Source organism: Flavobacterium sp. AK-345 (assembly GCF_058310175.1).
The window spans coordinates 13,264-40,066 of the sequence record NZ_JBZEER010000009.1; the positions used below are offsets into that span (position 1 = coordinate 13,264).

17 protein-coding genes are annotated in these 26,803 nt (G+C 32.6%); 11 read left to right on the plus strand and 6 right to left on the minus strand.

Going from position 1 to position 26,803, the window contains the following annotated elements:
* Positions 1–140: 140 nt before the first annotated feature.
* Together mfd and AC4FQ3_RS16000 are read right to left on the minus strand one after the other, a co-directional pair.
* The gene (mfd, locus tag AC4FQ3_RS15995) at positions 141–3,506 is read right to left on the minus strand and encodes a transcription-repair coupling factor (RefSeq protein WP_491182498.1); all 3,366 of its coding nucleotides are present in this window, start codon (positions 3,504–3,506) and stop codon (positions 141–143) included.
* Complete coding sequence (locus AC4FQ3_RS16000; protein ID WP_491182499.1) at positions 3,499–4,131, minus strand: hypothetical protein; 633 nt, start codon at positions 4,129–4,131, stop codon at positions 3,499–3,501. Before AC4FQ3_RS16000 ends, mfd begins: the two co-directional genes overlap by 8 nt.
* 292 nt (positions 4,132–4,423) lie before the next feature.
* Between AC4FQ3_RS16000 and AC4FQ3_RS16005 the strand changes: the two genes are divergently transcribed.
* The 3 genes from AC4FQ3_RS16005 to AC4FQ3_RS16015 all read left to right on the plus strand — a co-directional run bounded on the left by AC4FQ3_RS16005 (position 4,424) and on the right by AC4FQ3_RS16015 (position 8,096).
* Positions 4,424–5,362 (plus strand): L-threonine 3-dehydrogenase, encoded by a 939-nt coding sequence (locus tag AC4FQ3_RS16005; RefSeq protein WP_042564744.1) that lies wholly within the window; start codon positions 4,424–4,426, stop codon positions 5,360–5,362.
* 189 nt (positions 5,363–5,551) lie between these two features.
* Complete coding sequence (locus AC4FQ3_RS16010) at positions 5,552–6,748, plus strand: DUF418 domain-containing protein (protein ID WP_491182500.1); 1,197 nt, start codon at positions 5,552–5,554, stop codon at positions 6,746–6,748.
* A gap of 145 nt (positions 6,749–6,893) precedes the next feature.
* Complete coding sequence (locus tag AC4FQ3_RS16015; RefSeq protein WP_471732941.1) at positions 6,894–8,096, plus strand: DUF418 domain-containing protein; 1,203 nt, start codon at positions 6,894–6,896, stop codon at positions 8,094–8,096.
* Positions 8,097–8,164: 68 nt separating this feature from the next.
* Here AC4FQ3_RS16015 and AC4FQ3_RS16020 read toward each other — a convergent pair whose 3' ends face one another.
* The gene (locus AC4FQ3_RS16020) at positions 8,165–10,045 is read right to left on the minus strand and encodes a M1 family metallopeptidase (RefSeq protein WP_491182501.1); all 1,881 of its coding nucleotides are present in this window, start codon (positions 10,043–10,045) and stop codon (positions 8,165–8,167) included.
* A gap of 62 nt (positions 10,046–10,107) precedes the next feature.
* The gene (locus AC4FQ3_RS16025; RefSeq protein ID WP_491182502.1) at positions 10,108–11,742 is read right to left on the minus strand and encodes a S8 family peptidase; all 1,635 of its coding nucleotides are present in this window, start codon (positions 11,740–11,742) and stop codon (positions 10,108–10,110) included.
* Positions 11,743–12,009: 267 nt separating this feature from the next.
* Between AC4FQ3_RS16025 and AC4FQ3_RS16030 the strand changes: the two genes are divergently transcribed.
* From AC4FQ3_RS16030 to AC4FQ3_RS16040, 3 genes are all read left to right on the plus strand, one after another.
* Entirely contained in the window at positions 12,010–16,113 is a 4,104-nt protein-coding gene (locus tag AC4FQ3_RS16030) for a LamG-like jellyroll fold domain-containing protein (protein ID WP_491182503.1), read from the plus strand.
* Between the two features lie 239 nt (positions 16,114–16,352).
* Positions 16,353–20,036 carry a T9SS type A sorting domain-containing protein gene (locus tag AC4FQ3_RS16035; protein WP_491182504.1) on the plus strand — a complete coding sequence of 1,228 codons (3,684 nt, stop codon included), beginning with the start codon at positions 16,353–16,355 and terminating at the stop codon, positions 20,034–20,036.
* A 2-nt stretch (positions 20,037–20,038) separates the two neighbouring features.
* Positions 20,039–20,728 (plus strand): glycoside hydrolase family 78 protein, encoded by a 690-nt coding sequence (locus AC4FQ3_RS16040; protein WP_491182505.1) that lies wholly within the window; start codon positions 20,039–20,041, stop codon positions 20,726–20,728.
* Positions 20,729–20,803: 75 nt separating this feature from the next.
* Here AC4FQ3_RS16040 and AC4FQ3_RS16045 read toward each other — a convergent pair whose 3' ends face one another.
* Together AC4FQ3_RS16045 and AC4FQ3_RS16050 are read right to left on the minus strand one after the other, a co-directional pair.
* Positions 20,804–21,661 carry an MBL fold metallo-hydrolase gene (locus AC4FQ3_RS16045; RefSeq protein ID WP_463459216.1) on the minus strand — a complete coding sequence of 286 codons (858 nt, stop codon included), beginning with the start codon at positions 21,659–21,661 and terminating at the stop codon, positions 20,804–20,806.
* Positions 21,662–21,886: 225 nt separating this feature from the next.
* Entirely contained in the window at positions 21,887–22,810 is a 924-nt protein-coding gene (locus AC4FQ3_RS16050) for a DUF8428 domain-containing protein (protein WP_491182506.1), read from the minus strand.
* Between the two features lie 370 nt (positions 22,811–23,180).
* Between AC4FQ3_RS16050 and AC4FQ3_RS16055 the strand changes: the two genes are divergently transcribed.
* From AC4FQ3_RS16055 to AC4FQ3_RS16075, 5 genes are all read left to right on the plus strand, one after another.
* A complete protein-coding gene (locus tag AC4FQ3_RS16055; RefSeq protein ID WP_035686721.1) occupies positions 23,181–23,510 on the plus strand; it encodes a HesB/IscA family protein in 330 nt (109 codons plus the stop codon).
* 69 nt (positions 23,511–23,579) lie between these two features.
* Positions 23,580–25,028 (plus strand): Fe-S cluster assembly protein SufB, encoded by a 1,449-nt coding sequence (sufB, locus tag AC4FQ3_RS16060; protein WP_042564754.1) that lies wholly within the window; start codon positions 23,580–23,582, stop codon positions 25,026–25,028.
* A 7-nt stretch (positions 25,029–25,035) separates the two neighbouring features.
* Positions 25,036–25,524: a flavodoxin family protein gene (locus AC4FQ3_RS16065; RefSeq protein ID WP_042564755.1), complete on the plus strand. Its 489-nt coding sequence runs from the start codon at positions 25,036–25,038 to the stop codon at positions 25,522–25,524.
* A gap of 12 nt (positions 25,525–25,536) precedes the next feature.
* Complete coding sequence (gene sufC / locus AC4FQ3_RS16070; protein WP_042564756.1) at positions 25,537–26,283, plus strand: Fe-S cluster assembly ATPase SufC; 747 nt, start codon at positions 25,537–25,539, stop codon at positions 26,281–26,283.
* Between the two features lie 85 nt (positions 26,284–26,368).
* Positions 26,369–26,782: a four helix bundle protein gene (locus AC4FQ3_RS16075; RefSeq protein WP_491182507.1), complete on the plus strand. Its 414-nt coding sequence runs from the start codon at positions 26,369–26,371 to the stop codon at positions 26,780–26,782.
* Positions 26,783–26,803 lie beyond the last annotated feature (21 nt).

Here is a 26,803-nt window from a genome sequence, read left to right on the forward strand (position 1 = left end):
CTAAGTTTTTTCTTAAGTAAAAGATAAATAAATCTTAATATTTAGAATTTAGAATATGTTTAGATTAGTTTTTTTCGCCACGAATTCACGAATCAATTTTGAAATAATTCGTGAATTCGTGGCTATCATTTTAGATACGTTTATTCCTCAAACAATTCCATCAATTCTAGAGCTCGTTTTATTGATTTTACATTCTCAAAAGTTAAGAGCAAACGTAGTCCGTTTACGGTTTGTTTTTCTTTCATTTTGCAGAGAGAACTATGCTTTTGAATAAATTGTAAAACGTTTCTGAACTTAGACGATTGATAATAATCTGATTGCTGATCTGAAACAAAATAACCTATCATTTTGCCTTGTTTCAAGACTAATTTTTCAATTCCCACTTTTGTAGCAATCCATTTTATACGAATGCTATTTAGTAATGCTGTTGCTTGTTTTGGCAATGGCCCGAAACGATCAATTAGTTTTCTTTCGTATTCCTGTAATCCGGCTTCATCTTTTATGGCACCCAATTCGTTATATAAAACCAAACGTTCTGACACATTATTAATGTATTCATCTGGAAATAAAAGCTCAAAATCGGCATCGATTTGAATGTCTTTCACATATTCTTTGGTATCGATATTATTCTCTTCAGGATATAAATCTTTAAATTCGTTTTCTTTTAATTCTTCGATGGCTTCGTTCATGATTTTTTGGTACGTATCAAAACCAATTTCATTGATGAAACCACTTTGTTCGCCACCTAATAAATCTCCGGCACCACGAATTTCAAGATCTTTCATGGCAATATTAAAACCGCTTCCCAGTTCGCTAAATTGTTTCAAAGCCTGAATACGTTTTCTCGCATCTTCGGTCATAGAAGAATATGGCGGACAGATGAAATAACAGAATGCTTTTTTATTACTTCGACCAACACGACCACGCATTTGATGCAGATCTGATAATCCGAAATTATTGGCATTGTTGATGAAAATCGTGTTGGCGTTTGGTACATCCAAACCACTTTCGATAATTGTTGTTGCTACCAAAACATCAAAATCTCCGTTCATGAAAGCCAACATTAATTCCTCTAGTTTGGCTCCATCCATTTGTCCGTGACCAATTCCAACTCTGGCATTTGGTACCAAACGCTGAATCATTCCGGCAACTTCTTTTATATTTTCGATGCGGTTATTGATAAAGAAAACTTGTCCGTTTCGTTGAATTTCATACGAAATCGCGTCACGAATAATCTCTTCATTAAAACCAACAACATTCGTTTCTATCGGATATCGATTTGGCGGAGGCGTTGTAATTACTGACAAATCGCGCGCAGCCATTAACGAAAACTGAAGCGTTCGCGGAATTGGTGTTGCTGTTAATGTCAGCGTGTCAACATTCGCAGCAATCGTTTTTAATTTGTCTTTTACGTTTACACCAAACTTTTGTTCCTCATCGACAATTAATAAACCTAAGTCTTTAAAAACTACATTTTTGTTAACCAATTGATGCGTTCCGATAACAATATCCAGTTTTCCTTCGGCTAAATCTTTTAAAGTTTGCGTTTTTTGTTTTGCAGTTCTAAATCGGTTTAAATAGCCAACAGAAACCGGCATGTCTTTTAATCTTTCTGTAAAAGTTCTGTAATGTTGGTAGGCCAAAATCGTGGTCGGCACCAAAACCGCAACCTGTTTGCTGTTATCAACCGCTTTAAAAGCAGCACGAATCGCAACCTCTGTTTTTCCGAAACCAACATCACCACAAACCAAACGATCCATTGGGCGATCGCTTTCCATATCAGCTTTTACTTCCTGCGTAGATTTGGTTTGATCCGGCGTATCTTCATAAATAAACGAACTTTCTAATTCGTTTTGCAGATAACTGTCCGGCGCAAACTGAAAACCTTTTTCTAATCGACGTTTTGCATATAACTGAATCAGGTTGAACGCAATATGTTTGACGCGCGCTTTAGTTTTTTGTTTTAAAATTTTCCAGGCGTTCGATCCTAGTTTATAAATTTTTGGTGGCGTTCCGTCTTTTCCGTTGTATTTGGAGATTTTATGAAGCGAGTGAATGCTCACATACACAATATCATTATCAGCATAAACCAATTTAATGGCTTCCTGCGTTTTGCCTTCCACCTGAATTTTCTGTAAGCCTCCAAATTTCCCAATTCCGTGATCAATGTGCGTTACATAATCGCCAACCGAAAGTGCGGTTAATTCCTTCAGCGTAATATTTTGCTTTTTAGAATAGCCGTTTTTAATGTTGAATTTATGATATCGTTCAAAAATCTGGTGATCTGTATAAGCCGTTATTTGATTTTCTTCGTCAATAAAACCCTGGTAAAGAGGCAGTACAATAGTATTATACTGTTTTCTGATGTTTTCAGAATTAGCTTCATCAAGCGATTCAAAAATATCATGAAAACGTTTTGCCTGCGTTTCATTCGAACAGAACAAATAATTTTTATATCCGTTAAAATGATTTTCGCTCAAATTATTCAGCAATAAATCAAATTGTTTATTGAAGGATGGCTGAGGCTGAAAATGAAATTCGAATTTTTTTGCCGTTTTAAAAATTGGTTTTGAAGCCAATTCTACAATCGAAAAATCCAAAGCGCGTTTAATAAACGAACTCTGATTTAAAAATAATTGTTCAGGAGTTGCGTGTTTTATTTCTCCTGAAAGTTTTTCAAAAGCTTCTTCTGCCCTTGCAAATTGTTTGTCTAACTGACTAAAAAGTCCGTCTGTATTTTGAATGAAAATAACTGTTTTCTCGGCAATATAATCTAAAAAGCTTTCACGGTTTTCCTGAAATATCTTGTTTTCAACATTCGGGATAATCGTAATTTTTTTATGTGTTTCGACCGACAATTGCGTTTCAACATCAAAACTTCTAATGCTGTCTACTTCATTTCCAAAAAACTCAATTCGATACGGATGATCATTTGAAAAAGAAAACACGTCTACAATTCCTCCACGAACCGAAAATTCTCCTGGTTCTGTAATAAAATCAACTCTTTTAAACTCGTATTCAAACAAAACTTCATTAATAAAATCAATCGAAATTTTATCGTTTAAAGCCACTTTCAAGGTGTTTTTATCTAATTGCTGACGCGTAACTACTTTCTCAAAAAGTGCTTCGGGATACGTAACAATGATGGCTGGTTTTTTTCTGGAATTTATTCTGTTTAAAACCTCAGCACGAAGCAAAACATTGGCATTATCTGTTTCGTCAACCTGATACGGACGACGAAATGAAGCGGGATAAAATAATACATCCTGCTCGCCAATCATTTGTTCTAAATCATTTAAATAATAAGCCGCTTCTTCTTTATTGTCTAAAACAACTAAAAAAGGCAATTCGGTTTTTTTGAAAACTCCGCGAATTATAAATGAAACAGCCGATCCTAACAATCCGCTAAGATGCATTTTTACCTGATTCTGTTCCAGTAATTGTGTGGCAATCTGCTGTATTTTAGGCAAATTGTCATACGTAGTATATAAGGCGTTTTTACTCAACTTTTGGTGAATTTTGATCTATATTTCGTGGCGGCGGCATTATTGGTGCTGCTGTTGTGTTCGGAATGGCACGTGTTGTATCTAACATTCTCAGGAAATCCTCTTCTCCTTGTTCTTTTGGAATTTTACTTTTCTCTACAATTTTGTCAAATTGTCTTTCTAAAGAAACCATTTCCTTATTTATTTCTCCAATTAAAAAAGTAACTTTTTCATCCGGAATTTGATTTAAATGAATAAATAAATCCATCATTTTGACTTTGGTAATCAAAATAGAAATTCGGCTTTTTATTTGTGGCTGATTAAATTGTGGCGGAATATTGGTATTTAAAGCCATTGCTTTTTTTGAAATTGCTGCCGATTTTTTTTGAAACGCACCAATTGTCTTTCTCGGTTTCTCTCCAATTTCTTTTAAAAAATCACGCCATTCAGTCCATTCTCTTTCATTTTTTTCCGAGACTTCATTGATCGGTTCATCAATAAAAACCCAGGCTTTATTAATATTATCGAAGATTTTTTCTTTCTTTTTTGCTTCTTTTTCGTTTTCAGCACGACGCTTTTCGTTTTCATTCTGACAAGAATTCAACACAAAAATTAAAAGTAAAAAAAGAGATATTTTATATTTCATTTGGCAAAACATTAAGCTACAAAGTTACAAAGTAAATTTACAATTACGAATTCTGATTTTCATTACAAAACGTAAACTTTAACGACTATTTAATAGCCACGAATTCACGAATTTTATTGATTTATTAATCTACCAAAAAAAGAAAATTCGTGAATTCGTAGCAAATGCGCTTTAACAGGTTCAACGAATAATCTAAAAAACAAACTTCATTGTTGTTAATTTTATAATTTAGTGATGTAAAAAATAAAATTATTTGCGAAAACGTTATATTTGCAAGACTAAATCTTCATAAATGAATCCAAAAATATTGATCATTGGCGCTTGCGGTCAGATTGGGACAGAGTTGACTCAAAAACTGCGTAAGTTATACGGAACAGAAAATGTAATTGCTTCTGATATTCGAAAATTAAATACTGACGTTGTAAATTCAGGGCCTTTTGAAGTGGTCAATGCATTAGATTTTAATCAAATTGAGCATCTTGTTGAAATACATCAAATTACTGATATCTATTTGATGGCAGCTCTTTTATCAGCGACGGCTGAAAAAAATCCTGCATTTGCATGGGATTTAAATATGAATTCTCTTTTTCATGTTTTGAATCTGGCAAAAGCAAAAAAAATAAAAAAGATTTTCTGGCCATCAAGTATTGCCGTTTTTGGTCCTACAACTCCAAAAGAAAATACACCTCAATACACCATAATGGAACCTTCAACGGTTTACGGAATCAGCAAACAAGCGGGTGAAAGATGGTGTGAATATTACCATAATATTTATGGTGTTGATGTTCGCAGTATTCGTTATCCTGGTTTAATTAGCTGGTCTACTCCTCCGGGCGGTGGAACTACAGATTATGCGGTTGATATTTTTTATAAGGCTATTGCCGATAAAAAATACGAATGCTTTTTATCTTCAGAAACCAAAATGCCAATGATGTATATGGATGATGCGATTGAAGCGACCATCAATATCATGAAAGCTCCTGCGGAAGATATCAAAATACATTCGTCATACAATTTAGCTGCAATGAGTTTTACTCCAACTGAAATTGCTGCTGAAATTAAAAAACATATTCCTGAATTTGAGATTACTTACGAACCTGATTTCCGCCAGAAAATTGCGGACAGCTGGCCAGCAAGTATCGATGACAGTTCTGCAAGAGAAGACTGGAACTGGAAACATACCTTTGATCTTGAATCGATGACAAAAGATATGCTTGAACATTTGAGTTAAGCTCCATTATCTATCAACCCTTTAAGGCGTGATAATCTGAAAGTAATTCTTTAGATTATCACGCTTTTTTTATGAAAGATATTTTAAAGATAATTATTCGATTGCATAATTTCTTATTTTTGGCTGTATCAGAATAATTTCAAATTTATCTAAAATCATCAATCAAATCACAACAAAAACGTTAATCAAATGACAAATTCTTATCATCCTATCGAACAAGGCAAAAGAACTGCTATTGTCGATATTCTTCGTGGCTGGGCCATATTAGGTGTAGTTATTGGCAATTATTGCGGTCTTCCGCATATTAGTGTACCAAACGAAACCAATAGTGTTTTATCTGAAATATTATCTAAGTTTGATCAGTTTTTTTTCGCAGGAAAATCATGGACTTTATTAACCATTTTATTTGGTTATGGCTTTGCTATTTTAATTAATAATGTCGCCGCAAAAGGCAAAAACCCTGTTACTTTTTTTAGCTGGCGAATGTTTTTGCTTTTTATACTGGCTTTTATTCATTCTGCTTTTTGGTTTGGGGACATATTAAAGGATTATGCTTTTTTAGGACTTGTATTATTGCTTTTTTATAAATGTTCGGCAAAAACATTAGGTATTATTTCTGCTGTCCTTATTCTTATTATTCCTTTTGTAATGGCCTATATCAAAAGCTTTAATTTTGAAAGAATAGACATTATTTCAAATCCTGAATATTTAAAATTGTATTATTCCGGAAACTGGCTGGAATTTTTTAAATTTAATTTACTGGCTTCTTTTTACCAACAAATCATTGCTCCCGGATATGCTATTACGGCACATATTGTAATGCTGGGCTGTATGCTTTTTGGGGTTATGCTTCAAAAATTAAACTTTTTTGACAGGCTGAACGAAATGAAAAAACTTTTGAAATATGTACTTATAAGCAGCTTAGTTATTGCCATTATAATTGGTGTTGTTTTCTTCGTCGCTATTGAATACAAAGCGGGCTTTCTCAAATTTTTCCACCCGTATTTCTGGCTGATTTTAAGTACAATGGTTTTTATCGCAACCGGAATTACGCTGTTATTCGTTAATGGAAAACTCAAAACGGTTTTCAGTTATTTTAGTTTCGGCGGCAAAATGACTTTGACTAATTATATTGCTCAAAATATTCTGGCGGCTCTTATTTTTTCCGGAATTGGTTTGGGAATCAAAGCGACAATGCCCTATTGGTTTTTCTTTGCACTGGCTATTTTTGTCTTTATTCTTCAATTATTTATAAGTAAATGGTGGTTGTCCAAATACAATTACGGACCAATTGAATGGCTTTGGAGATGTGCTAGTTATCGAAAATTATTTCCGTTTAAGAAGAAAAAACAGTCGGAAATTATTTCGGAAGTAAGAACGGTCTAAAACAAGAAATGCTGAATTTATTTCGAGATTTTTTTATCTCATATTTTGATTTCACATAATGTTATAAAAATTGATTTTATAATTATTTTCTTACATTTGAACAAATTAAACCAAAAACATTTATACCAAAAAACCATTTTAATTTATGACAAATTCATTTCAGCCCATTCAGGAAGATAAAAGAACCGCTATTGTTGATATTTTAAGAGGCTGGGCTTTATTGGGAGTTGCAATAGGAAATTATGTTGATTTCCGCTACATTGGATTAGAACGGTTTATCATGAAAAAAGGTATTTTTTCTGAGATTATCAGTTATTTCAATCTTTATTTTTTTTCTGCTAAATCCTGGACTTTGTTAAGCATTTTATTTGGATACGGATTTGCAGTTCTTATTAATAATGTTGCAGAAAAAGGTAAAAATCCTGTTTCCTTTTTTTGCTGGAGAATGTTTATTTTATTTCTTTTTGCTTTTATAAATTCTGCTTTTTGGCTGGGCGATATCTTAAAAGATTATGCTTTTTTAGGGTTGTTACTTTTGTTCTTTTACAGAAGTTCTCCAAAAACAATTTTAATAACTTGCGGAATACTTCTTTTATCTGTTCCGTTTCTTAGCGCTTATATTAATTCGATAAAACAAACATTACCCGATGTACAGTCTACGGCTAAATATTTAAAACTATTTTATTCTGATAATTGGCTTGATGTATTTCAATTTAACTTACTGGGAACTTATTATCAGGAAATGATTAGTCTTCGTTATGCTGTTACGGTTCATGTTGTGATGTTTGCTCTTATGCTTTTAGGTTTTTATGCCCAAAAAATTAACTTTTTTAATCGTTTACCTGAATTTAAAAAACTATTAAAAAGAACTTTTTTAATTACGTTAATTCTGGCCATAATTGCAGGTGCTCTTTTTGAAATTGCAATTAAGCAGAAAATAATTTTCACGGTTTTTCATCCCGTTTTTTGGATCATAATAAATACGATGCTTTGTATTTCGTCTGGAATTTGTTTGTTGTATACCAACGGAAAACTCAAAACAATTTTTAGTTATTTTAGAGTAAGCGGTAAAATGACGCTGACCAATTATCTGATGCAAAATATTATTGCGTGTTTTCTTTTCTCAGGAATTGGTTTCAAAATTTACAATACACTGCCTTATTGGTTTTACTTTTTCTTAGCTGTTTTTGTTTTTACAATTCAGCTGTTCATAAGCAAATGGTGGCTTTCAAAATTCAATTATGGCCCGGTTGAATGGCTATGGAGAGTATTAAGTTACAGAAAAATGTTTCCTTTAAAAAAGAATAGACAAAATGATATTGCAACTGATATAAAACCTGTTTTATAAATTCATTACTGAATAGAAAAGCCCTTAAAAAATTAATTTTAAGGGCTTTTGTTATTTTATCAAGTAAATTACTTCACCTCAAAAACATTATTGGCAGCTTTAATATCAGCCATTAATCCGCTTGGATCAATTGTGATTTTTTTGATTGCTGCTTTGTTTTTATCGATTGCAAAACTATAGTTTGACTGTGCCCAAGCCCAATCTTCTAAAACTGTTCTTTTTTCGTTTGGATTTGGATTCGGTTTGATGAAATTCATCATTCTTAACGGAATGTAGAAGTTTTCAGAAGTTCCGTCTGTATATTCTACTTTTAAATCTATTGGCATTGGCATTCTTCCAATTCTTTCCAGAGTAACGGTAGTTTTTCCTGCATTATCAGCAACATCTTTAATGCCGTAATCAATTGTATTGGCTGTTTGAGCCCAATCGGTTAAATACCAATCTAACTCAGCTCCTGAAACTCTTTCTGCCGATCTTTTGATATCATTTGGAGTTGGGTGTTTGAATTTGAAATCGTTAAAATATCTTTTTAAAGTAGCGTCAAGATTCTCTTTTCCAATTACATATTCTAATTGCGATAAAAAGATACTTCCTTTTATATAAGATGAAATACTATAAGGTCTGTTTTCATCGTAACGATCACCGTGTGTTGTTTGTGGCTGCTCTTTTCCTGATTGAACCAATTGATAATAAGCAGCATAATTTCCTTTAAACGGATTTACTTCTTTTTTATCTCCTTTTAATTCATTCAAAGCGCTGTCTTCAATATAGGTTGTAAAACCTTCATCCATCCATGGGTGTTTAGATTCGTTTGAAGCCAGAATGTGTTGAAACCAAGAGTGTCCTAATTCATGAGTTGCAGTTCCAAGAATTCCTTCCAGTGTTCCGTTTCCTAACATTAGCGTACACATTGCATATTCCATTCCGCCATCTCCACCTTGAATAAATGAATATTGTTTGTATGGATATTGTCCAACTCTGTGATTGTAATACTCCATAACTTTCACCATTAGAGGTTCTAATTGTTTCCAGTTTGCGGTTGTTTTTGGATTGTTTTTGTAGAAGAAATGCAAATCGATATCATTTGGTCCTTTTACAATATCATGTGTATATTCTTTATCAGCTGCCCAGGTAAAATCATGAACATTTGGCGCTATAAAATGCCACGTTAATGTTTTTGCTTTTTTAGGATATGTAACCGTTACACCGGCATCTTCGTAACCGTGACCGATTTCGTTTTTATCCTGCAAATATCCTGAACCTCCAATTGTATACTCTTTATCAATTGTAATTTTTACATCAAAATTACCCCAAACACCGTGAAATTCTCTTGCGATGTATGGATCTGCGTGCCAGCCTTCGAAGTCAAATTCGGCTAATTTTGGATACCATTGCGACATTGACAATTCAACTCCTTCTGAATTATTTCTTCCGGAACGACGAATCTGAACTGGAACTTGTCCGTCAAAATCTAATGTAAAAGTCGATTTAGAATTTGGTAAAATTGGTTTTGCCAAAGTTACTTCCAGAATTGTTCCGGAAACTCTTGTTTGGGCCGAAACACCATCTTGTTTAAGATTGTTAATTTTTAAAAAACCGATTTCATTTGGTTTTAAAGTTTCAATTCTGCTTTGTTTTACATCTTTTCCATCAGCACCTTTTATTTTATTGACCATTCTTCCGTCCGGATCTTTTATAAAATGAAGGCGGGCATCCATTTCACTTCCAGGCTGAAATGCATTTGGAAATAAATGATAGAACACCTTTCTTAAAGTATCAGGAGAATTATTGGTATAAACCAACTCTTGTTTTCCTTTGTATTGATAGTTTTTTACATCCATCGAAACCTCCATTTTATAATCGGCATGTTGTTGCCAATACGGAGCGCTTTGTGCAAAAGCTGAGTTTAAACCAAAACTCAAAAAAGAAAGTAGAATAATTTTATGCATGATTTTTATAATAAAAAATGGAAGAGTTCGCACTCTTCCACTGGATTAGTATATTTATGGTATTATTTTTTAGACATTTTTTCAGCCATTAATAATGCATTGTAAGCATTTACCATTTTAGCTGTTTTTGATGACTCTGCAGAAGAAACTGCTACAGGTTCCTGATTTGGATTTTCACTTTCGCCTAAAAATATTTTTGCCGGAAGCGCAACTCCTGAATCCATTAAAATTTGTTTTACTTGCGAAGCTTTTAATTTTGGATAATAAGAACGAATTAATGCCGCTACTCCAGCCGCATTTGGTGATGCCATTGAAGTTCCCTGCAAAAACTTGTATTTATTGTTTGGCACTGTTGCATAAATTTCTTCACCCGGAGCAAAAACGTCAACATTTATTTTCCCGAAGTTTGAAAATCCTGCTACTACACTTTCTCCATACTGTTTATTAATTGCACCAATAGTAATTACGTTATCTGAAAATTCTTTGATGTTGTCTTCAGAATCATTTGGATAGTTGATGTTTTTTGTTTCGTCGATATTATAACCGTCATTACCAGCAGCATGAACGATTAAAACATCTTTTTTCTTAGCATATTTAATTGCATCGTAAACCCATTGTTTATGCGGAGAAAAACTTTTTCCGAAACTTCCGTTGATTACTTTTGCTCCGTTATCCACCGCATAGCGAATTGCCAATGCGATATCTTTATCGTACTCATCACCATCAGGAACGGCTCTTACGGTTAAGATTTCAACATTCGAAGCAACTCCGTCTCCGCCTAAATTATTACCACGAATTTGTGCAATGATTCCTGCAACGTGTGTTCCGTGAAGTGCTTTTTCTTTGTCGGGACCAAAAACAATATTATTACCATAATGACTGTCTTTGATGTCTTCAGGATTATCTCCTACGACTTTTCTTCCGTCAAATTCTTTATTTAAGTTATAATTTAACTGATCGTAAACTTGTTCTCTGTATTCTTCAAAATCAGCTTCAGGATCAAAAGTTGGTCCTGCATTTGTAAAAACCTGAGTCATGATCATTTTACTTCTTGTCACTTTTGGATCTGTAGAAGTAATAGTGCTTAGATCTTCAACTTTATAAGTCGTTTTATTTAACTCTTTTTTAATCGTTGCGTGAACGTCTAATAAAAAATCTACCTGCTCTTTATCTTTTAATGCCTTCTCATATTTTTCAGTATACTGAGCTAATGCATTTTTGTATTCAGCAGATCCGTCATCTTTCTTTTTGATGATACGAGTCATTTCAAGATTTTCAGCGACAGCATTTCCAAGGAAATTCCATCCGTGAACATCATCTATAAATCCGTTTTTATCGTCATCGATTCCGTTACCGGCAATTTCTTTAGGATTTGTCCAGATCATTCCTTTCAAATCTTCGTGCTCAATATCAACACCAGAATCAACGATACCTACAATTACTTTTTTACCTGTTTTTCCTTGTAATAATTCGGCATAAGCCTTATCAACACTCATTCCCGGAATCGAATCTTTGATCAGGTCAAGATGACTCCATCTTTTTAATTCATTTTCGGTAACCGGAGCTTTTTTAACAACCGCTAAAGGAGCTGTAATAAATTCTTTAGAAGTTGAAACTTGCGCTTGCATAGTAGCGCTGCAACCTGCTAAAACAAGTAATGCAAAAGCAGATAATTTGAGAGGTTTTATATGACTCATGTATCTATATTATAAATGTAAAGTTAAAAGATGGGTCTAAATTATACTTTTTTGTTACAAAAAACTAACAGTTAACACTGTGTTATGATTTATTTGCAGCAATTTAAGTCGCTTTTTGCAATAAAAGAAAGCTTTTATTTACAAATGTATTTTCACTGAGGTAAGTATGCTAACGATTTCATATTAATCTCTTTAATGCGTCTTTCCGTAATAAAATGTAAATTCAAATTCGTATTCTTGTACTACCAAAAACGCAAAATCCAATTTATGAAAAAAACTTTACTTTTAATTTTAATATTTTCTTGTTTACAAATAAATGCTCAATGCTGGAAATCTATAGCTGCGGGAAATACATATGTACTTGCTTTAAAAACTGATGGTACTTTATGGGCATGGGGAGATAACTCGTTTGGACAGTTTGGTAATGGCACTAGCACAAGTAGTTATGTCCCTACTAAAATAGGATCTGATAATGACTGGAAAGAAGTAGCATTAGGATGGGGATATACAATTGCTGTAAAAACAGATGGCACTTTATGGGCTTGGGGGAATAATAGTTCCGGACAATTAGGAGATGGTACAGCTGTAAATAAAAGCATTCCAACCCAAATAGGAACTTCTACTGATTGGAAAACAATATCTGTGGGAACCACCCACGCAATTGCTCTAAAAACAAATGGTACTTTATGGGCATGGGGATATAATTATTATGGACAATTAGGTAATGGTTCTAATACAAGCAAAAATGTTCCTACACAGATAGGAACAGCTACTTGGGAAACAATATCTGCCGGAGGTAACTCTACTGTTGCTATAAAAACAGATGGCTCTTTATGGGCTTGGGGAAATAATGATCAAAAACAACTGGGTGATGGCAGTAGTAATAATAAAAATGTTCCCACACAGATATCAACAACAACTGATTGGAAAACAATATCTGCCGGAGGTAACTATATGATTGCTGTAAAAACAAATGGTACTTTATGGGCATGGGGAAATAATAATTCAGGGCAGTTAGGAACTGGTACAATTGTCGCAGAAAATGTTCCCAGACAAATAGGAACATCGACAACTTGGAAAACTATAGACACAGGATCGGGTTTTGCATTTGCTATAAAAACTGATAATTCATTGTGGGCTTGGGGTGCTAATTCGTATGGTCAATACGGCAATAGCACAACTACCAATAGTCTTATACCTATACAAGTAGGAAGTGACAACAATTGGCAAATGGCTTCCGGATCAGATCGTTATTCCGTTACCTTGAAAACAGATTCGACTGTATGGACTTGTGGAAGTAATGATGATGGACAACTGGCTACAGGATCACGTCTTAATATTACTATTCCCGCAAAAGTAAATTGCCCATCTTCATATACAATGACAACATCTCAAGCCAATATAACCTGTTTTGGCCTCAATAATGGCTCAGCTTCGGTAACAGATGTTTCGGGCGGGACAGCTCCATATACTTATCTTTGGTCTAATGGAAAAACAACCAGTTCGATTACTGGATTGAGCGCTGGTGAATACTCTTGTACAGTAACAGATGCTGCTTCATTATCAATCACAAAAGCTTTTACTATTATACAACCAACACTACCTGTTGCAACTGTAACAGTTTCAAACGCAGTCTGTAACGATAATAGTGGAACTCTAACTGTTAGCACAACTGGGGAAACACAAGCATATCAATATGCGATTTCACCGGATTTTATTTATCAAAATTCAAATCTATTTACTGATTTATCACCAGGAAATTATATCGTAAATACGAGAAATACCAATGGATGTATAACCTCGAATACTATAACAATAACTGCAGGTAATCCATTTCCTCCAACTGCTAATGCACAAACGTTAAATAATAATGCTACAGTTGCAGATTTAAAAGCTAATGGAAGTAATCTAAAATGGTATAGTGTTCCTGCAGGAGGAACTGCTTTAAGCTTATCAACTGTATTGCAAACTGGTAAATATTATGTTTCACAAACAGTTGACGTATGTGAAAGTATAAGAGCTTTAGTCGATGTAACAATTATAAAGACTTCAGGAAATGAGCAAATACCAACAAATGGTTTGGTTGCTTATTATCCTTTTAATGGAAATGCAAATGATACAAGCGGAAACGGAGTAAATGGAACTGTTACAGCAGCTACTTTAACATCAGACAGATTTGGAAATAGCAATACTGCCTATAGTTTTGATGGCGTAAACACCTACATTGATGCTGTTATACCAAATATTCCTAAAAACAATGCTGCAAGAACAATTTCGGGATGGTTTAAAACAAACGATACTTTTTCTGATCCTAATAAATATGACGTATCTATTTTCGATTATGGCACTTTAGCCAAATTGCAAAGACTTTCTCTTTCAATTTATAGTAAAGGTTATCTTCAAATGATAAGCGGAGCGAGTTTTTCTAATGACGACTTTTACATCAACAATTTTGATTACGCTAACGATAGTTGGTATTTTTTTACGGTTACTTATGATGGAACTAAAATTTCAATATTTGTAAACGGTAAACTTGTTGATCAAAAAGCAGTGAGTTTAAATACTATTGGAAACATCTTTAGAATTGGGCAAAGAATTTTCGGAGATACTGTAAAGGAAGGCTTTAAAGGAACTATCGATGATATTGCTATTTGGAATCGTGTATTGACTCCAGAAGAAATTGCTGCTTTGTATGTTCCTGGAGATACTGCGAATTATACTTTAATTCCTGATCCAAATTTTGAGAAAAAATTAATTGATTTAGGTATTGATTCTGGTACTGTTGATGGAAAAGTCCTTACTTCTAATATTAGCACTGTAAAGTTCTTAGACCTTACCAAAAGTAATATTTCTGATTTAACAGGAATACAAGACTTTGTATCATTAACTGATTTATATTGTGGTCAAAATTCATTAACAACAATAAATGTAAGTAAAAATATAGCCCTGACTACTCTAGACTGTAACAACAATAGAATAACCTACTTAGACGTAAGTAATAATATTGCCTTACTTAATTTGAGCTGCTATGCAAATCAATTAACAGCTTTAGATGTAAAAGCAAATACAGCGTTAACAAAATTAGATTCGGGTTCAAACAAATATACTGCTTTGGATGTAAGCTCAAATACTGCGTTAACATTTTTGGGCTGTAATACTAGTCAATTAACCAGTTTAGATGTAAGTAAGAATACAGCTTTAAAACTGCTGGATTGTCGCGAAAATAAATTAACCCAATTGGATATTTCTAAAATCACTACTCTAACAGAGCTATATTGTCAATCTAATCAATTAACAAATTTAGATATAAGTAAAAATAAAGCTTTAGAATTTTTAAATTGTTCAAAAAATCAGCTAACCACTTTGGATGTTAGCGTAAATACTGCTTTAGTCGGTTTATATTCTAATTCTAATCAATTAACGAGTCTAAATTTGAAGAATGCAAACAATGTTAAATTTGCATATTTAAATCTTACAAACAATCCAAATTTAGCTTGTATTCAAGTTGATGATGTAGCGTATGCCAACACAAACTGGAGTGCTAAAAAAGACGCCACAGCAAACTATAGTGCAGATTGTTCAGATTCTTTTGTTGTAATTTCAGATTCAAATTTCGAACAAAAATTAATTGATTTAGGAATTGATACAGATGGTTTAAACGGAAAGACAACTTCAAACTTAAACTCAATTACTTCTTTAGATCTTTCTAACAGTAATATATCTGATTTATCAGGTATTGAATATTTTACTTCATTGACTTATCTGGATGTGAGTAATAATCAACTTAAAACTTTAGATATAAGCAACAATGGTCTTTTAGAAACATTAAATGCTTCTTCAAATCAGCTTACCACTTTAGATTTATCTGAAAATACAAAACTTACAATTGTTTATGTAGCAAATAATCCATTGGTATCATTAAACTTACGAAATGGTAATAACAGAAACTTCATCCTGCCAACACAAACCGGTAAAAATGCAGCATCTGATTTATATACAAGTTTTTTAGGACTTACAACTCTTAGTTGTATACAGGTTGATGATGCTGATTATTCGAATGCCAATTGGTCAAATATTAAAGAAGCAACCACAACTTATTCTAATACTTGTAAAAATTTAGGTGTTAATGATCCTGCTTTTACCAAAGCCACGATTTATCCAAATCCAACGAATGGAGAAGTAAATATTAGCAATATCATTTTAGAGAAAGCAAATGTTTATAATGAATTAGGGCAATTAGTAAAAACATTTACTCTAAATTCAAATAACACAAATAATACAATCAATTTATCTGGATTGCCAAAAGGTGTTTATTATATATACCTGATTAATGGTGACGCAGCATCTGCTAAAAAAATTATAGTAGAATAATTGAATTCTTTAAGCTAAAAAAGTCTCATTTTCATTTACTTGAAAATGAGACTTTTTTTACTTTAATATCTTCTAAGCTAACATTTCTCATCTATATTTTACAGTTGATTTATCTTTAAATCAACACGTTAAGCACAATCAAAAAGATATAAAATTATTTGTTTTTTAATACGGGATCCCGTAATAAAACCCCAATTGTAATTCGTATTCTTGTATTTCCAAAACCATAAATGTAATCTATGAAAACAAAACTACTCTTGTTGCTATTATTAGCAAATTTTTCTTTTTATGCGCAGACCAATTTAGTCCCGAACGGAAACTTTGAAATTTGGTCTTCATCCTCGCAGCCAGACAACTGGTATCGTTATTTTAGTGGATTTGTTTCTCAGAGCACAACAGCTCAAAATGGTTCATCAAGTGTCAATGTAAGTATTGTTACCGGAACTTTCAATTACATTAACAGCGAATATTTTCCTGTTACGGCAAATAAAACCTATCGTGTAACTTTATACCATAAGATTTTAAGAGGAGCTTTATCTTCTGTTGATTTGAGTTTATACCATAAACCAAGTACTTTCAAAGAAGAAATAATTAAAAAATCTGATGTTACTTTTTCTTCTACAGAATGGAGAAAAATTGAATTTGATTATACCCCGACTGTTTCAGAAAACATTGAAGTAGATATCTACGCTAACGGCTCTGCAAATTCTGAAGTTTTAATTGACAATGTTTCTGTTGTAGATGTTGCGGATATTCCTTTGCAATATACTTTGATTCCAGATATTGAATTCGAAAAAAAATTAATCTCTTTAGGTATTGACAGTGGTGCAATAGATGGAAAAGTATTAACATCGAAAATTCAAACCGTTAAATCATTAACAGTCGATACCAGGGTAGTTTCTGATTTAACAGGAATTCAGGATTTTACAGCTCTGGAAACATTGTCTGCAACTGGAGGTAATTATTATTATCCCACTGCAGAAGCTGATGGTTTATTAAAAACATTAGATGTCTCTAAAAACACTAACCTAATATCTTTAAATTGTTCCATAAATAAATTGACCAGTTTAGATGTTTCTAATAATAAAAAACTAACAACATTAGATTGTGGAGAAAATAAAATAGCTGCAATTAACATAACTAACAACCCTAATCTGCAAAAATTATCATTAGATAACACTTTAATCGATACAATTGATATTTCAAAACATCAGGCTTTAACAACATTCACTTGTTCAGGTACAAAAGTAACTTCTTTTGATGTTAGTAAAAATACAGGATTAAGTCTTTTAAACGTAAGCAATAACAAATTAACTACTTTAGATGTCTCTAAAAATACAAATCTATACGCCTTATATTGTGACTCTAATTCATTAACGTCAATTGATGTCTCAAAAAACCTGAATTTACTTCAGCTTAACTGTTTTATAAATCCATTGACAACTCTTGATTTGTCTAATAATATTTTATTAGATCGTGTTGATTTTTCTGATACAGAAATAGCAAATATAGATGTTACAAAAAACATCAATTTAACATCAATTTCTTGTGGAACAAAAAAGCTAACAAGCATTGATGTCTCTAAAAATTTAAAATTAAATTATTTTAATTGCAACTGGGGTCAGATTAAAATACTGGATTTATCTAAAAACACTAATTTAAATACAGTGATTTGTCAATACACTACCACATTAAGTGAAATAAACTTAAAAAACGGTAACAATACCAAAATTACAACTATAAATTTAATAGGAAACCCAAATTTGTATTGCGTACAAGTTGACGATGTAAATTATTCAACACAAAACTGGACAAAAAAAGATCTATACTTTAATTATACCTCAACAGCGTGTTCTGCACCATCATATACACTTATTCCTGATAAAGAGTTTGAAAAAAGATTGATTGAGTTAGGTATCGATTCCGGTGAACCTGATGGAAAAGTGTTAACTCCAAGAATTGCTACTGTAAAGTCATTAAAAGTTGAGCCAACACTAGTTGCTGATTTAACTGGTATAGAAGATTTTACTGCATTAGAGGTTTTAGAATGCAGAAACGGCTGTATTACAAGCAATGGCGGCGGTTGTGGAAAAATCACTAAACTGGATGTTTCTAAAAATACTGCATTAACACAATTATACTGTGAAGGTAATCAACTGACTAATTTAGATCTTAGCAAAAATACAAAGTTGAATAACCTGAACTGTTCTTCAAACAAGTTAACATCTTTAGACATTTCAAATAATACAGATTTGTATTATATAGATGTTTCTCGCAATGCCCTAACAGAATTGAATATATCTAACAATAAAAAGTTAGATCAAATTAGCTGTAAAAGTAATAAATTAAAAAATCTGGATGTTACAAACAACAAATTAGCTTTATTAGCTTGCAGCAACAATGAATTAACAAGTCTGAATCTTACTAATCAAAACAACTTAGTGCAGTTATATGTTGAAAATAATAAATTAACCGAATTAGACGCAACTAGTAAACCAAGTTTAGTTTACTTTAACTGCAGTGGCAATTTATTAACTGACATAAACATAACTGCATCAACAAACTTATTAGATCTAAATTGTTCAAATAATAAATTAACTAGTTTGGATGTTACAAAAAACATCAATCTGGCAATCCTTTCTTGTGGTACAAATACAATATCTGGATTTGACATTTCGAAAAATCTAAAACTTAAGGAATTAGAATGCACATCGCTTCAATTAAATGAATTGGATGTTACGTTTTTACCTGAATTAAAAAAATTATCTGCTGGTGATAATAATTTATCTACTATTGATTTATCTAAAAATTTAAAATTAACTGAGGTTTATTTATCTAAAAATCAACTTACTGAAATAGATATAACAAAAAACACTTTATTATCTTATTTACTAGTTTCAAATAATAAACTTACAGTTTTAAACCCTGTAAATAATTTAGCGTTAGAATATGTTGATTTTTACAATAATCAGTTAACTACTTTTGATATCTCAAAAAACAAGAAGGTACATTATGTAAATTGTAATAATAACAAGCTTACCAGTTTAAATTTACAAAATGGCATAAAAGAGCTTTACATCAATCTTGATGTTCCTAATTACAAAAACAATCCAGATCTAAAATGTATTCAGGTTACTGACGCTAAATATGCCAAAACAAACTGGTCTTATTATGCAGATCCTAATGTTAGATTTTCTGAAGATTGTGCCGGACCTCTTACTCTTCCTGCAAATAATTTTACTGTAGAGGCAAAAGCAGAAACTTGTCTTGGTGAAAATAATGGCCAAATAAATATCACTGCCAAAGAAACTTATGCTTATGAGGCAAAAATTAACGGAAAAACATTAGCGTTTACCAATAACGCTTTGAATTATTCCAATTTAACTCCAGGAAACTACACTATTGCAATTACTATTCCTAACGAATTTTTTGAACAAAACTTTAATGTAACAATTAATAAAGCTGCTTCTGCTGCAGGGAAATCAACCGTAACTTCTAAAAATGTACAAGTAGAAATTATTGAAGGAACTGCTCCTTTTACAGTATATGTTGATGGTTCAGAACAGTTTCAGACAACTGATACAAACTTTAATGTAAACTTAGAAAAAGGCGGATTAATAGAGGTTGCAACAGCAAAAGCCTGCGAAGGTACTTTTTCTAAAAAAGTAAGTGTTTTGGAAGTTGGAGGTGTTTTATCAGCATATCCAAACCCAACTTCTGGAAAGTTTGAAATTGAAATTCCAACGAGCAAAAATGAAGTTAAAATAGAGTTATACAATTTTGGAGGTCAATTAGTTTCGACTAAAGCCTATAACGTCGAAAACGGAAAAGCACAATTAAATCTTGAAAATCAGCCTTCAGGAATTTATGCCGCCAAAATCTATTTAGAAACTCCGGAATACATTAAAATTATAAAAAAATAAAAATGAAGAATTTTATATACTTATCAATTATTGGTTTGCTTGTTTCAGCTTGTGGTGGCGGAAGCGATGACCCTGAAACTCCTCAAAATGAAGCTCCAACTGTACCCACTTTAGTTGCTCCAACAGATAATAAATTATGTGTAGACAATACTGTTAGTTTTCAATGGAATGCTTCTACAGATGCTAATAACGACGCTATAACATATCACATTGAGGTTGCGAAAGATAATTCATTTTCTCAAATTGTAAAAACAGTTGATGTTGCAACAAATAATACATCTATTCCATTAGAGAAAAATACGGCTTATTACTGGAGAATAAAAGCAACTGACAGCAAAGGTTTGTCAAGCATTTCTTCATCCACTTTTAAACTTTATACTTCTGGTGAAGCTGTAGTTAATCATTTGCCTTTTGCCCCGGAATTGGTTGAACCATCAATAAATATTGCATTAACTACAGCAACTGCCACTTTACAGTGGAAAGCTACGGATGTTGACGCTACAGATGTTCTAACTTATGATGTGTATTTTGGAACAACAAATCCTCCTACAGCAAAAGTAAGCGAGAATGCAAGTTCAACCTCATATGCAGTTACACTTGAAGCCACAAAAGAATACTTCTGGAAAGTTGTCGTAAAAGACAATAAAGGAGGAGAAACTATTGGTCAGGTTTGGAAGTTTAAAACCAACTAACCATTACAATTACAAACTAAAAAATCCCATTTTCAAATTCATGAAAATGGGATTTTTTTTATGTTTTAAATTTCTTTACAAAATATCCTCGCAAGTAAAAACATCTTTTAAACGAACACCTTTTTCGGTATGTTCGACCGTTATGATCTGATTGTGTGCATCGTGTTCCAGAAATAAATAGTAATTATGATCTGCAGCAGCATTTAAGAATTTTGATTTCTCAGGCATTGTCAATAAAGGCCTTGTGTCATAACCCATTACATACGGTAACGGAATATGGCCGGCTGTTGCCAATAAATCGGCACAAAAAACTATTGTTGTGTCTTTGTATTTTATATGTGGAATCATTTGTTTTTCAGTATGACCGTCAACATAAAAAATGTCAAATCCTAATTCTTTTGAATACCCAAAATCAGCATTTGGTCTTTCAATAAAATTCAATTGTCCACTTTCCTGCATTGGCAAAATATTCTCTGATAAAAAAGAAGCTTTTTCACGAGCATTTGGTTTTGTTGCCCATTCCCAATGATTTTCGTTGCTCCAGTATTTGGCATTTTTAAACGCTGGCTCATATCCCGTTTTGTCCGAATTCCACTGAACACTTCCTCCACAGTGGTCAAAATGCAAATGTGTCATAAAAACATCCGTAATATCATCTCGGTGAAAACCATATTTTGCCAACGATTTATCTATAGAATGTGAACCCCAAAGCGAGTAATATCCAAAAAACTTTTCAGATTGTTTGTCTCCCATTCCGGTATCAATCAAAATCAGGCGATTTTCGTCTTCAATAAGCAAGCATCTCGCTGCAATATCAATTAAGTTATTGGCATCGGCAGGATTCGTTTTGTTCCAAATTGTTTTTGGTACAACACCAAACATAGCACCACCATCTAATTTAAAATTTCCGGATTCTATCGGGTAAAGTTTCATAAGAGTATATTTCTAATTGAAAAACAAAACTAGGAAATCCAATCTCCTTATGCTAAGCATTCAATCATAATATTCTCAGGCATATATAAAATTACCCACAGATTTTTACGGGTTCTGCTGATTTTCACTGTGTTTTTTTATTCTCAGAAAGGCTTATAAAGCTTGGTTGATTGAAAAGAATCTGTGTAAATCAGTAAAATCTGTTTAATCTGTGGCCCAAAATCACTATTCAAGCGTAATCGAAGAACTTCCCATAATTTCCTGTTTATCGAAGAAGTTGACAAAATAAGTTCCTTTTTGAAATTCATAATCATAAGAATTTAAAACTCCATAAACATTTGCAGGTTTTCCCTGAAAATCTAGCGCTACAATAAAACTGTAAACAAGTGCTTTATCATTGTCAAATTCAACCAATTTATTTTCGCCCAGAACTTTGTTTTTCTGATCTAAAACCTGAACATAAAAAACCCTTTTTCCTGTTTTGGCAGCAGAATTTCCGTTAACAGAAAAACTTACTTTAAGTTTATCAGTATTTTTAGCTTTGTCTGTTTCAAGCTCTTTTCCAGATTTTTTTTCACGAAGCGCTACCACCTTAAATCCATTTAGAGATAACTTTGAAGCATCTTTTAAAATTGATTCTAACTTTCTTTGTTTAGAAATTAAAGTATCATTTTCAGCTTTTTGCTTGTACATTACAACATTCTGACTCTCGATTTCGGTTAATAAATTTTTATTTTGAGATTTTAGATTTGAAATTTCTACAATCTTAGATTCTAATGAAGTTTTTAAATCTGACAATTGCTTACGATAAACCTCTATTTGTAAAGTAGATGGATTCCTGGAAATTTTTAGAATTTCGATTAAGTTTTCTACCTTTATTTTTTCCAGCTCCAATTCCTGAGATAAAGCTGTTTTTTCGAGAATCGCTACATCGTAAGCTAATTTTAAAGTATTTAAAGAATCTAAAATATTCTTTTGCGCAAGCGCTTCAAGGCTCAATCTTAGGGCTTCATCACTTCTTCTTTTTATAGGTTTCTCTACAATTTCATATGATTCTTTACTTAAAATAAAAAGCGTAGACCCTAGCCCAAAAACTAAGAAGATTGCCAAAAGAACTTTAAACCAATTGTTTTTATTCTGTTTTTTCATAATTACTCACAATTTTCTGCAAAAATATCCTATAATTAACAACCTGCAATGCGTATAAATACCCATTTTTAACATTTAACCAGAATAATTGATAAGTAAATCTTACAAAAACATCATTTTTTTCTTTTTTTTACAATTTTTAAAAAACAAATGAAAATAATGCCTTGAGAACAGATTGATTTCACAAAATAACTATTATCTATTTTAACATTTGTTATAATAATGTGAAGCGTTATGGAAAAAGGTTTTTAAGTCGTATCTTTGCAGATAATTTAATTTCAACATTGAAATACAGCACTTTAAAATGTAATAAATTCATTACCATTTTTAAATGCAAATTAAAATGAAGGAAAAACAAATACCATAAACAATGATAAAAGTTTCTGATACAGCCAAAAAGAAAATCATCGACTTGATGAGTGATGATGGTTTTGATGCCGCTCACGATTACGTACGCGTAGGTGTGAAAAGCGGTGGATGCTCTGGTTTGTCATATGATTTAAAATTTGATAAAACCAAAGGCGACGACGATAAAATATTTGTAGACAACGACATAACAATTGCAGTTGAAAAAAAATCATTTCTATATTTAGCCGGAACAATTCTGGAGTTTTCAGGAGGGTTAAACGGAAAAGGATTTGTATTTAATAACCCAAATGCAAGCAGAACTTGTGGTTGCGGTGAATCTTTTTCACTATAAATTAAAAGAATCTAAGCACAAATTTAAACGATTTGAATTTCTTTTTAAAGCGTTTTAAAAAACTAAAAAATGTCAAAATATACTGAAGACGATTTAAAAATCGAACTCGAAACCAAAGAATACGAATACGGATTTTATACCAATATTGAGTCTGAGACTTTTCCTATTGGTTTAAACGAAGATATCGTAAGAGCAATTTCTCTTAAAAAAGAAGAGCCACAATGGATGACCGACTGGCGCATCGAGGCTTTTCGTGCCTGGAAAGAAATGATCGAACCGGAATGGGCAAATGTTCATTATGAAAAACCTGACTTTCAGGCAATTTCATATTATTCTGCACCAAAACAAGTAGATCCTTCAAAAACATTAGATGATGTAGATCCTGAGCTTTTAGAAATGTACAAAAAGTTAGGTATCTCTGTCGATGAACAAAAAATGATGAACAATGTCGCTATGGATATTGTTGTCGATTCTGTTTCTGTGGCAACCACTTTCAAGAAAACTTTGGGAGAAAAAGGAATTATTTTCTGTCCAATTTCTGAAGCAATAAAAGAACATCCGGAATTGGTTCGTAAATATTTAGGAACTGTTGTACCTCAAAAAGACAACTTCTACGCAGCATTAAACTCAGCGGTTTTCTCTGACGGAAGTTTTTGTTATATTCCAAAAGGCGTTCGTTGCCCAATGGAACTTTCAACTTATTTCAGAATCAATCAGGCAGGAACAGGACAATTCGAAAGAACGCTTGTTATTGCAGATGCAGGAAGTTACGTTTCTTATCTTGAAGGTTGTACTGCTCCAAGTCGTGACGAAAACCAATTGCACGCCGCTGTAGTTGAATTAATCGCTTTGGATGATGCAGAAATTAAATATTCTACCGTTCAAAACTGGTTCCCAGGAAACAAAGAAGGAAAAGGTGGGGTTTACAATTTCGTAACCAAAAGAGGTTTATGCGAAACAAACGCTAAAATTTCATGGACACAAGTAGAAACAGGTTCTGCTGTAACCTGGAAATATCCTTCTTGTGTATTAAAAGGAGACAATTCGGTAGGAGAATTTTATTCAATTGCCGTTACCAATAATTACCAACAAGCCGATACAGGAACTAAAATGATCCATTTAGGAAAAAATACTAAATCGACTATTATTTCTAAAGGTATTTCGGCTGGTAAATCACAAAACAGTTACCGTGGATTAGTGCAGATTAGCCCAAGAGCTGAGAATGCAAGAAACTTTTCGCAATGTGATTCTCTTTTAATGGGGAATAATTGTGGAGCGCATACTTTCCCTTACATCGAAAGTAAAAATCCATCGGCAAAAATCGAGCACGAAGCAACTACAAGTAAAATTGGAGAAGATCAGGTTTTTTATTGCAACCAAAGAGGTATCCCGACTGAAAAAGCGATTGCCTTAATTGTAAACGGTTTCAGTAAAGATGTATTGAACAAATTACCAATGGAATTTGCTGTTGAAGCTCAAAAATTATTAGAGATTTCTTTAGAAGGATCTGTTGGATAATTGCAAGATGGGAAATAAAACAGTCATCATTTTAGGTTCATCAAGAAAAAACGGAAATACAACAAAAATTGTAGACGAAATTTCTAAAGAACACGGAATAGAAGTAATTAATTTGAGTGATTTTAATATTTCCTATTACGATTACGAAAGCAAAAACAGAGAAGATGATTTTTTTCCTTTAATAAAAGGCATCATCGAAAATTATGACACTTTAATTTTTGCAACGCCAATATATTGGTATAATATGAGTGGAATTATGAAGGTTTTCTTTGATCGTTTTTCGGATTTAATTCGAATTGAAAAAGAAACCGGAAGAAAGCTTAGAGGAAAGAAAATTGGCGTGATCTCAAATTCTCACGACGATGAAATTGAGGAAAGTTTTTACATTCCGTTCAAAAAATCAGCCGATTATTTAGGCATGGAATATTTAGGACACGCGCATTTTAATGCCAACATCTTAAACCAAACAACAAAAATAGAATTGACATTTATATAAAATAAAAAAACAATGTTATCAATACAAAACCTTCACGCCTCAATTGGTGATAAAGAAATCCTAAAAGGAATTAATATAGAAGTTAAAGCTGGCGAGGTACACGCCATCATGGGACCAAACGGTTCTGGAAAAAGTACACTTTCGGCTGTTATTGCCGGAAACGAAAACTACGAAGTTACAGACGGACAAGTTTTCCTTGACGGAGAAGATCTTGCTGATCTTGCTCCAGAAGAAAGAGCACACAAAGGGGTTTTCCTTTCGTTTCAATATCCTGTAGAAATTCCTGGAGTAAGTGTAACTAACTTCATGAAAACAGCAATCAACGAAACTCGTAAAGCCAACGGTCAGGAAGAAATGCCGGCTAACGAAATGCTAAAAGTTATTCGTGAAAAATCTGAATTGTTAGAAATTGACCGTAAATTTTTGTCTCGTTCATTAAACGAAGGTTTTTCGGGAGGAGAGAAAAAAAGAAACGAAATTTTTCAAATGGCAATGTTAGAACCAAAATTAGCCATCCTAGACGAAACCGACTCTGGTCTTGATATCGACGCTTTAAGAATTGTGGCTAACGGAGTTAACAAATTGAAAAGCGAGAAAAACGCAATTATCGTAATCACGCACTACCAACGTTTGTTAGATTATATCGTTCCAGATTTCGTTCACGTTCTTTACAACGGAAGAATCGTAAAATCAGGAGGAAAAGAATTGGCTTACGAACTGGAAGAAAAAGGATACGACTGGATTAAAGCAGAAAACTAAATTTTTTGTTTCAGGTTTCAGGTTTTTTTAGTTTCAAGTTTAAACTATTTTTGTAGGTTTAAACTTAGATAAAAAAACAGGAATTATGGCAACAATTAATAGATTTGAAGATTTACAAATTTGGAAAGAAGCTCGAAGGTTATCAAAAGAAATTCACCTCATTGCAGTTGAAACAGAGTTAAAATCAGATTTTAGATTTAAAAATCAAATAAAAGCTTCTTCAGGTTCAGTAATGGATAATATCGCTGAAGGTTTTGAAAGAGATGGAAATTTAGAATTTCGACAATTTTTATCAATCGCAAAAGGCTCGGCCGGAGAAACAAGATCTCAACTTTATAGAGTTTTTGATTTTGAATATATTTCAGAACAAAAATTTGAAGTTTTAAAAACAGATTATGAAAACTTAAGTGGCAAAATAAAAAACTTTATCACTTATCTCAATAAAAAAGAGTTCAAAGGAAATAAGTTCCAGTATATCAACCTGAAACTTGAAACCTGAAACTCCGAAGGAAACAACTAA

Excerpts from the sequence above, each read along its gene's own strand:
- sufB (WP_042564754.1), top strand. The coding sequence starts at position 23,580 with ATGTCAAAATATACTGAAGACGATTTAAAAATCGAACTCGAAACCAAA.
- AC4FQ3_RS16055 (WP_035686721.1), top strand. The coding sequence starts at position 23,181 with ATGATAAAAGTTTCTGATACAGCCAAAAAGAAAATCATCGACTTGATG.
- AC4FQ3_RS16065 (WP_042564755.1), top strand. The coding sequence starts at position 25,036 with ATGGGAAATAAAACAGTCATCATTTTAGGTTCATCAAGAAAAAACGGA.
- AC4FQ3_RS16035 (WP_491182504.1), top strand. The coding sequence starts at position 16,353 with ATGAAAACAAAACTACTCTTGTTGCTATTATTAGCAAATTTTTCTTTT.
- AC4FQ3_RS16020 (WP_491182501.1), bottom strand. The coding sequence starts at position 10,045 with ATGCATAAAATTATTCTACTTTCTTTTTTGAGTTTTGGTTTAAACTCA.
- AC4FQ3_RS16010 (WP_491182500.1), top strand. The coding sequence starts at position 5,552 with ATGACAAATTCTTATCATCCTATCGAACAAGGCAAAAGAACTGCTATT.
- AC4FQ3_RS16025 (WP_491182502.1), bottom strand. The coding sequence starts at position 11,742 with ATGAGTCATATAAAACCTCTCAAATTATCTGCTTTTGCATTACTTGTT.
- AC4FQ3_RS16000 (WP_491182499.1), bottom strand. The coding sequence starts at position 4,131 with ATGAAATATAAAATATCTCTTTTTTTACTTTTAATTTTTGTGTTGAAT.
- sufC (WP_042564756.1), top strand. The coding sequence starts at position 25,537 with ATGTTATCAATACAAAACCTTCACGCCTCAATTGGTGATAAAGAAATC.
- AC4FQ3_RS16030 (WP_491182503.1), top strand. The coding sequence starts at position 12,010 with ATGAAAAAAACTTTACTTTTAATTTTAATATTTTCTTGTTTACAAATA.
- AC4FQ3_RS16005 (WP_042564744.1), top strand. The coding sequence starts at position 4,424 with ATGAATCCAAAAATATTGATCATTGGCGCTTGCGGTCAGATTGGGACA.
- AC4FQ3_RS16015 (WP_471732941.1), top strand. The coding sequence starts at position 6,894 with ATGACAAATTCATTTCAGCCCATTCAGGAAGATAAAAGAACCGCTATT.
- AC4FQ3_RS16050 (WP_491182506.1), bottom strand. The coding sequence starts at position 22,810 with ATGAAAAAACAGAATAAAAACAATTGGTTTAAAGTTCTTTTGGCAATC.
- AC4FQ3_RS16075 (WP_491182507.1), top strand. The coding sequence starts at position 26,369 with ATGGCAACAATTAATAGATTTGAAGATTTACAAATTTGGAAAGAAGCT.
- AC4FQ3_RS16045 (WP_463459216.1), bottom strand. The coding sequence starts at position 21,661 with ATGAAACTTTACCCGATAGAATCCGGAAATTTTAAATTAGATGGTGGT.
- AC4FQ3_RS16040 (WP_491182505.1), top strand. The coding sequence starts at position 20,039 with ATGAAGAATTTTATATACTTATCAATTATTGGTTTGCTTGTTTCAGCT.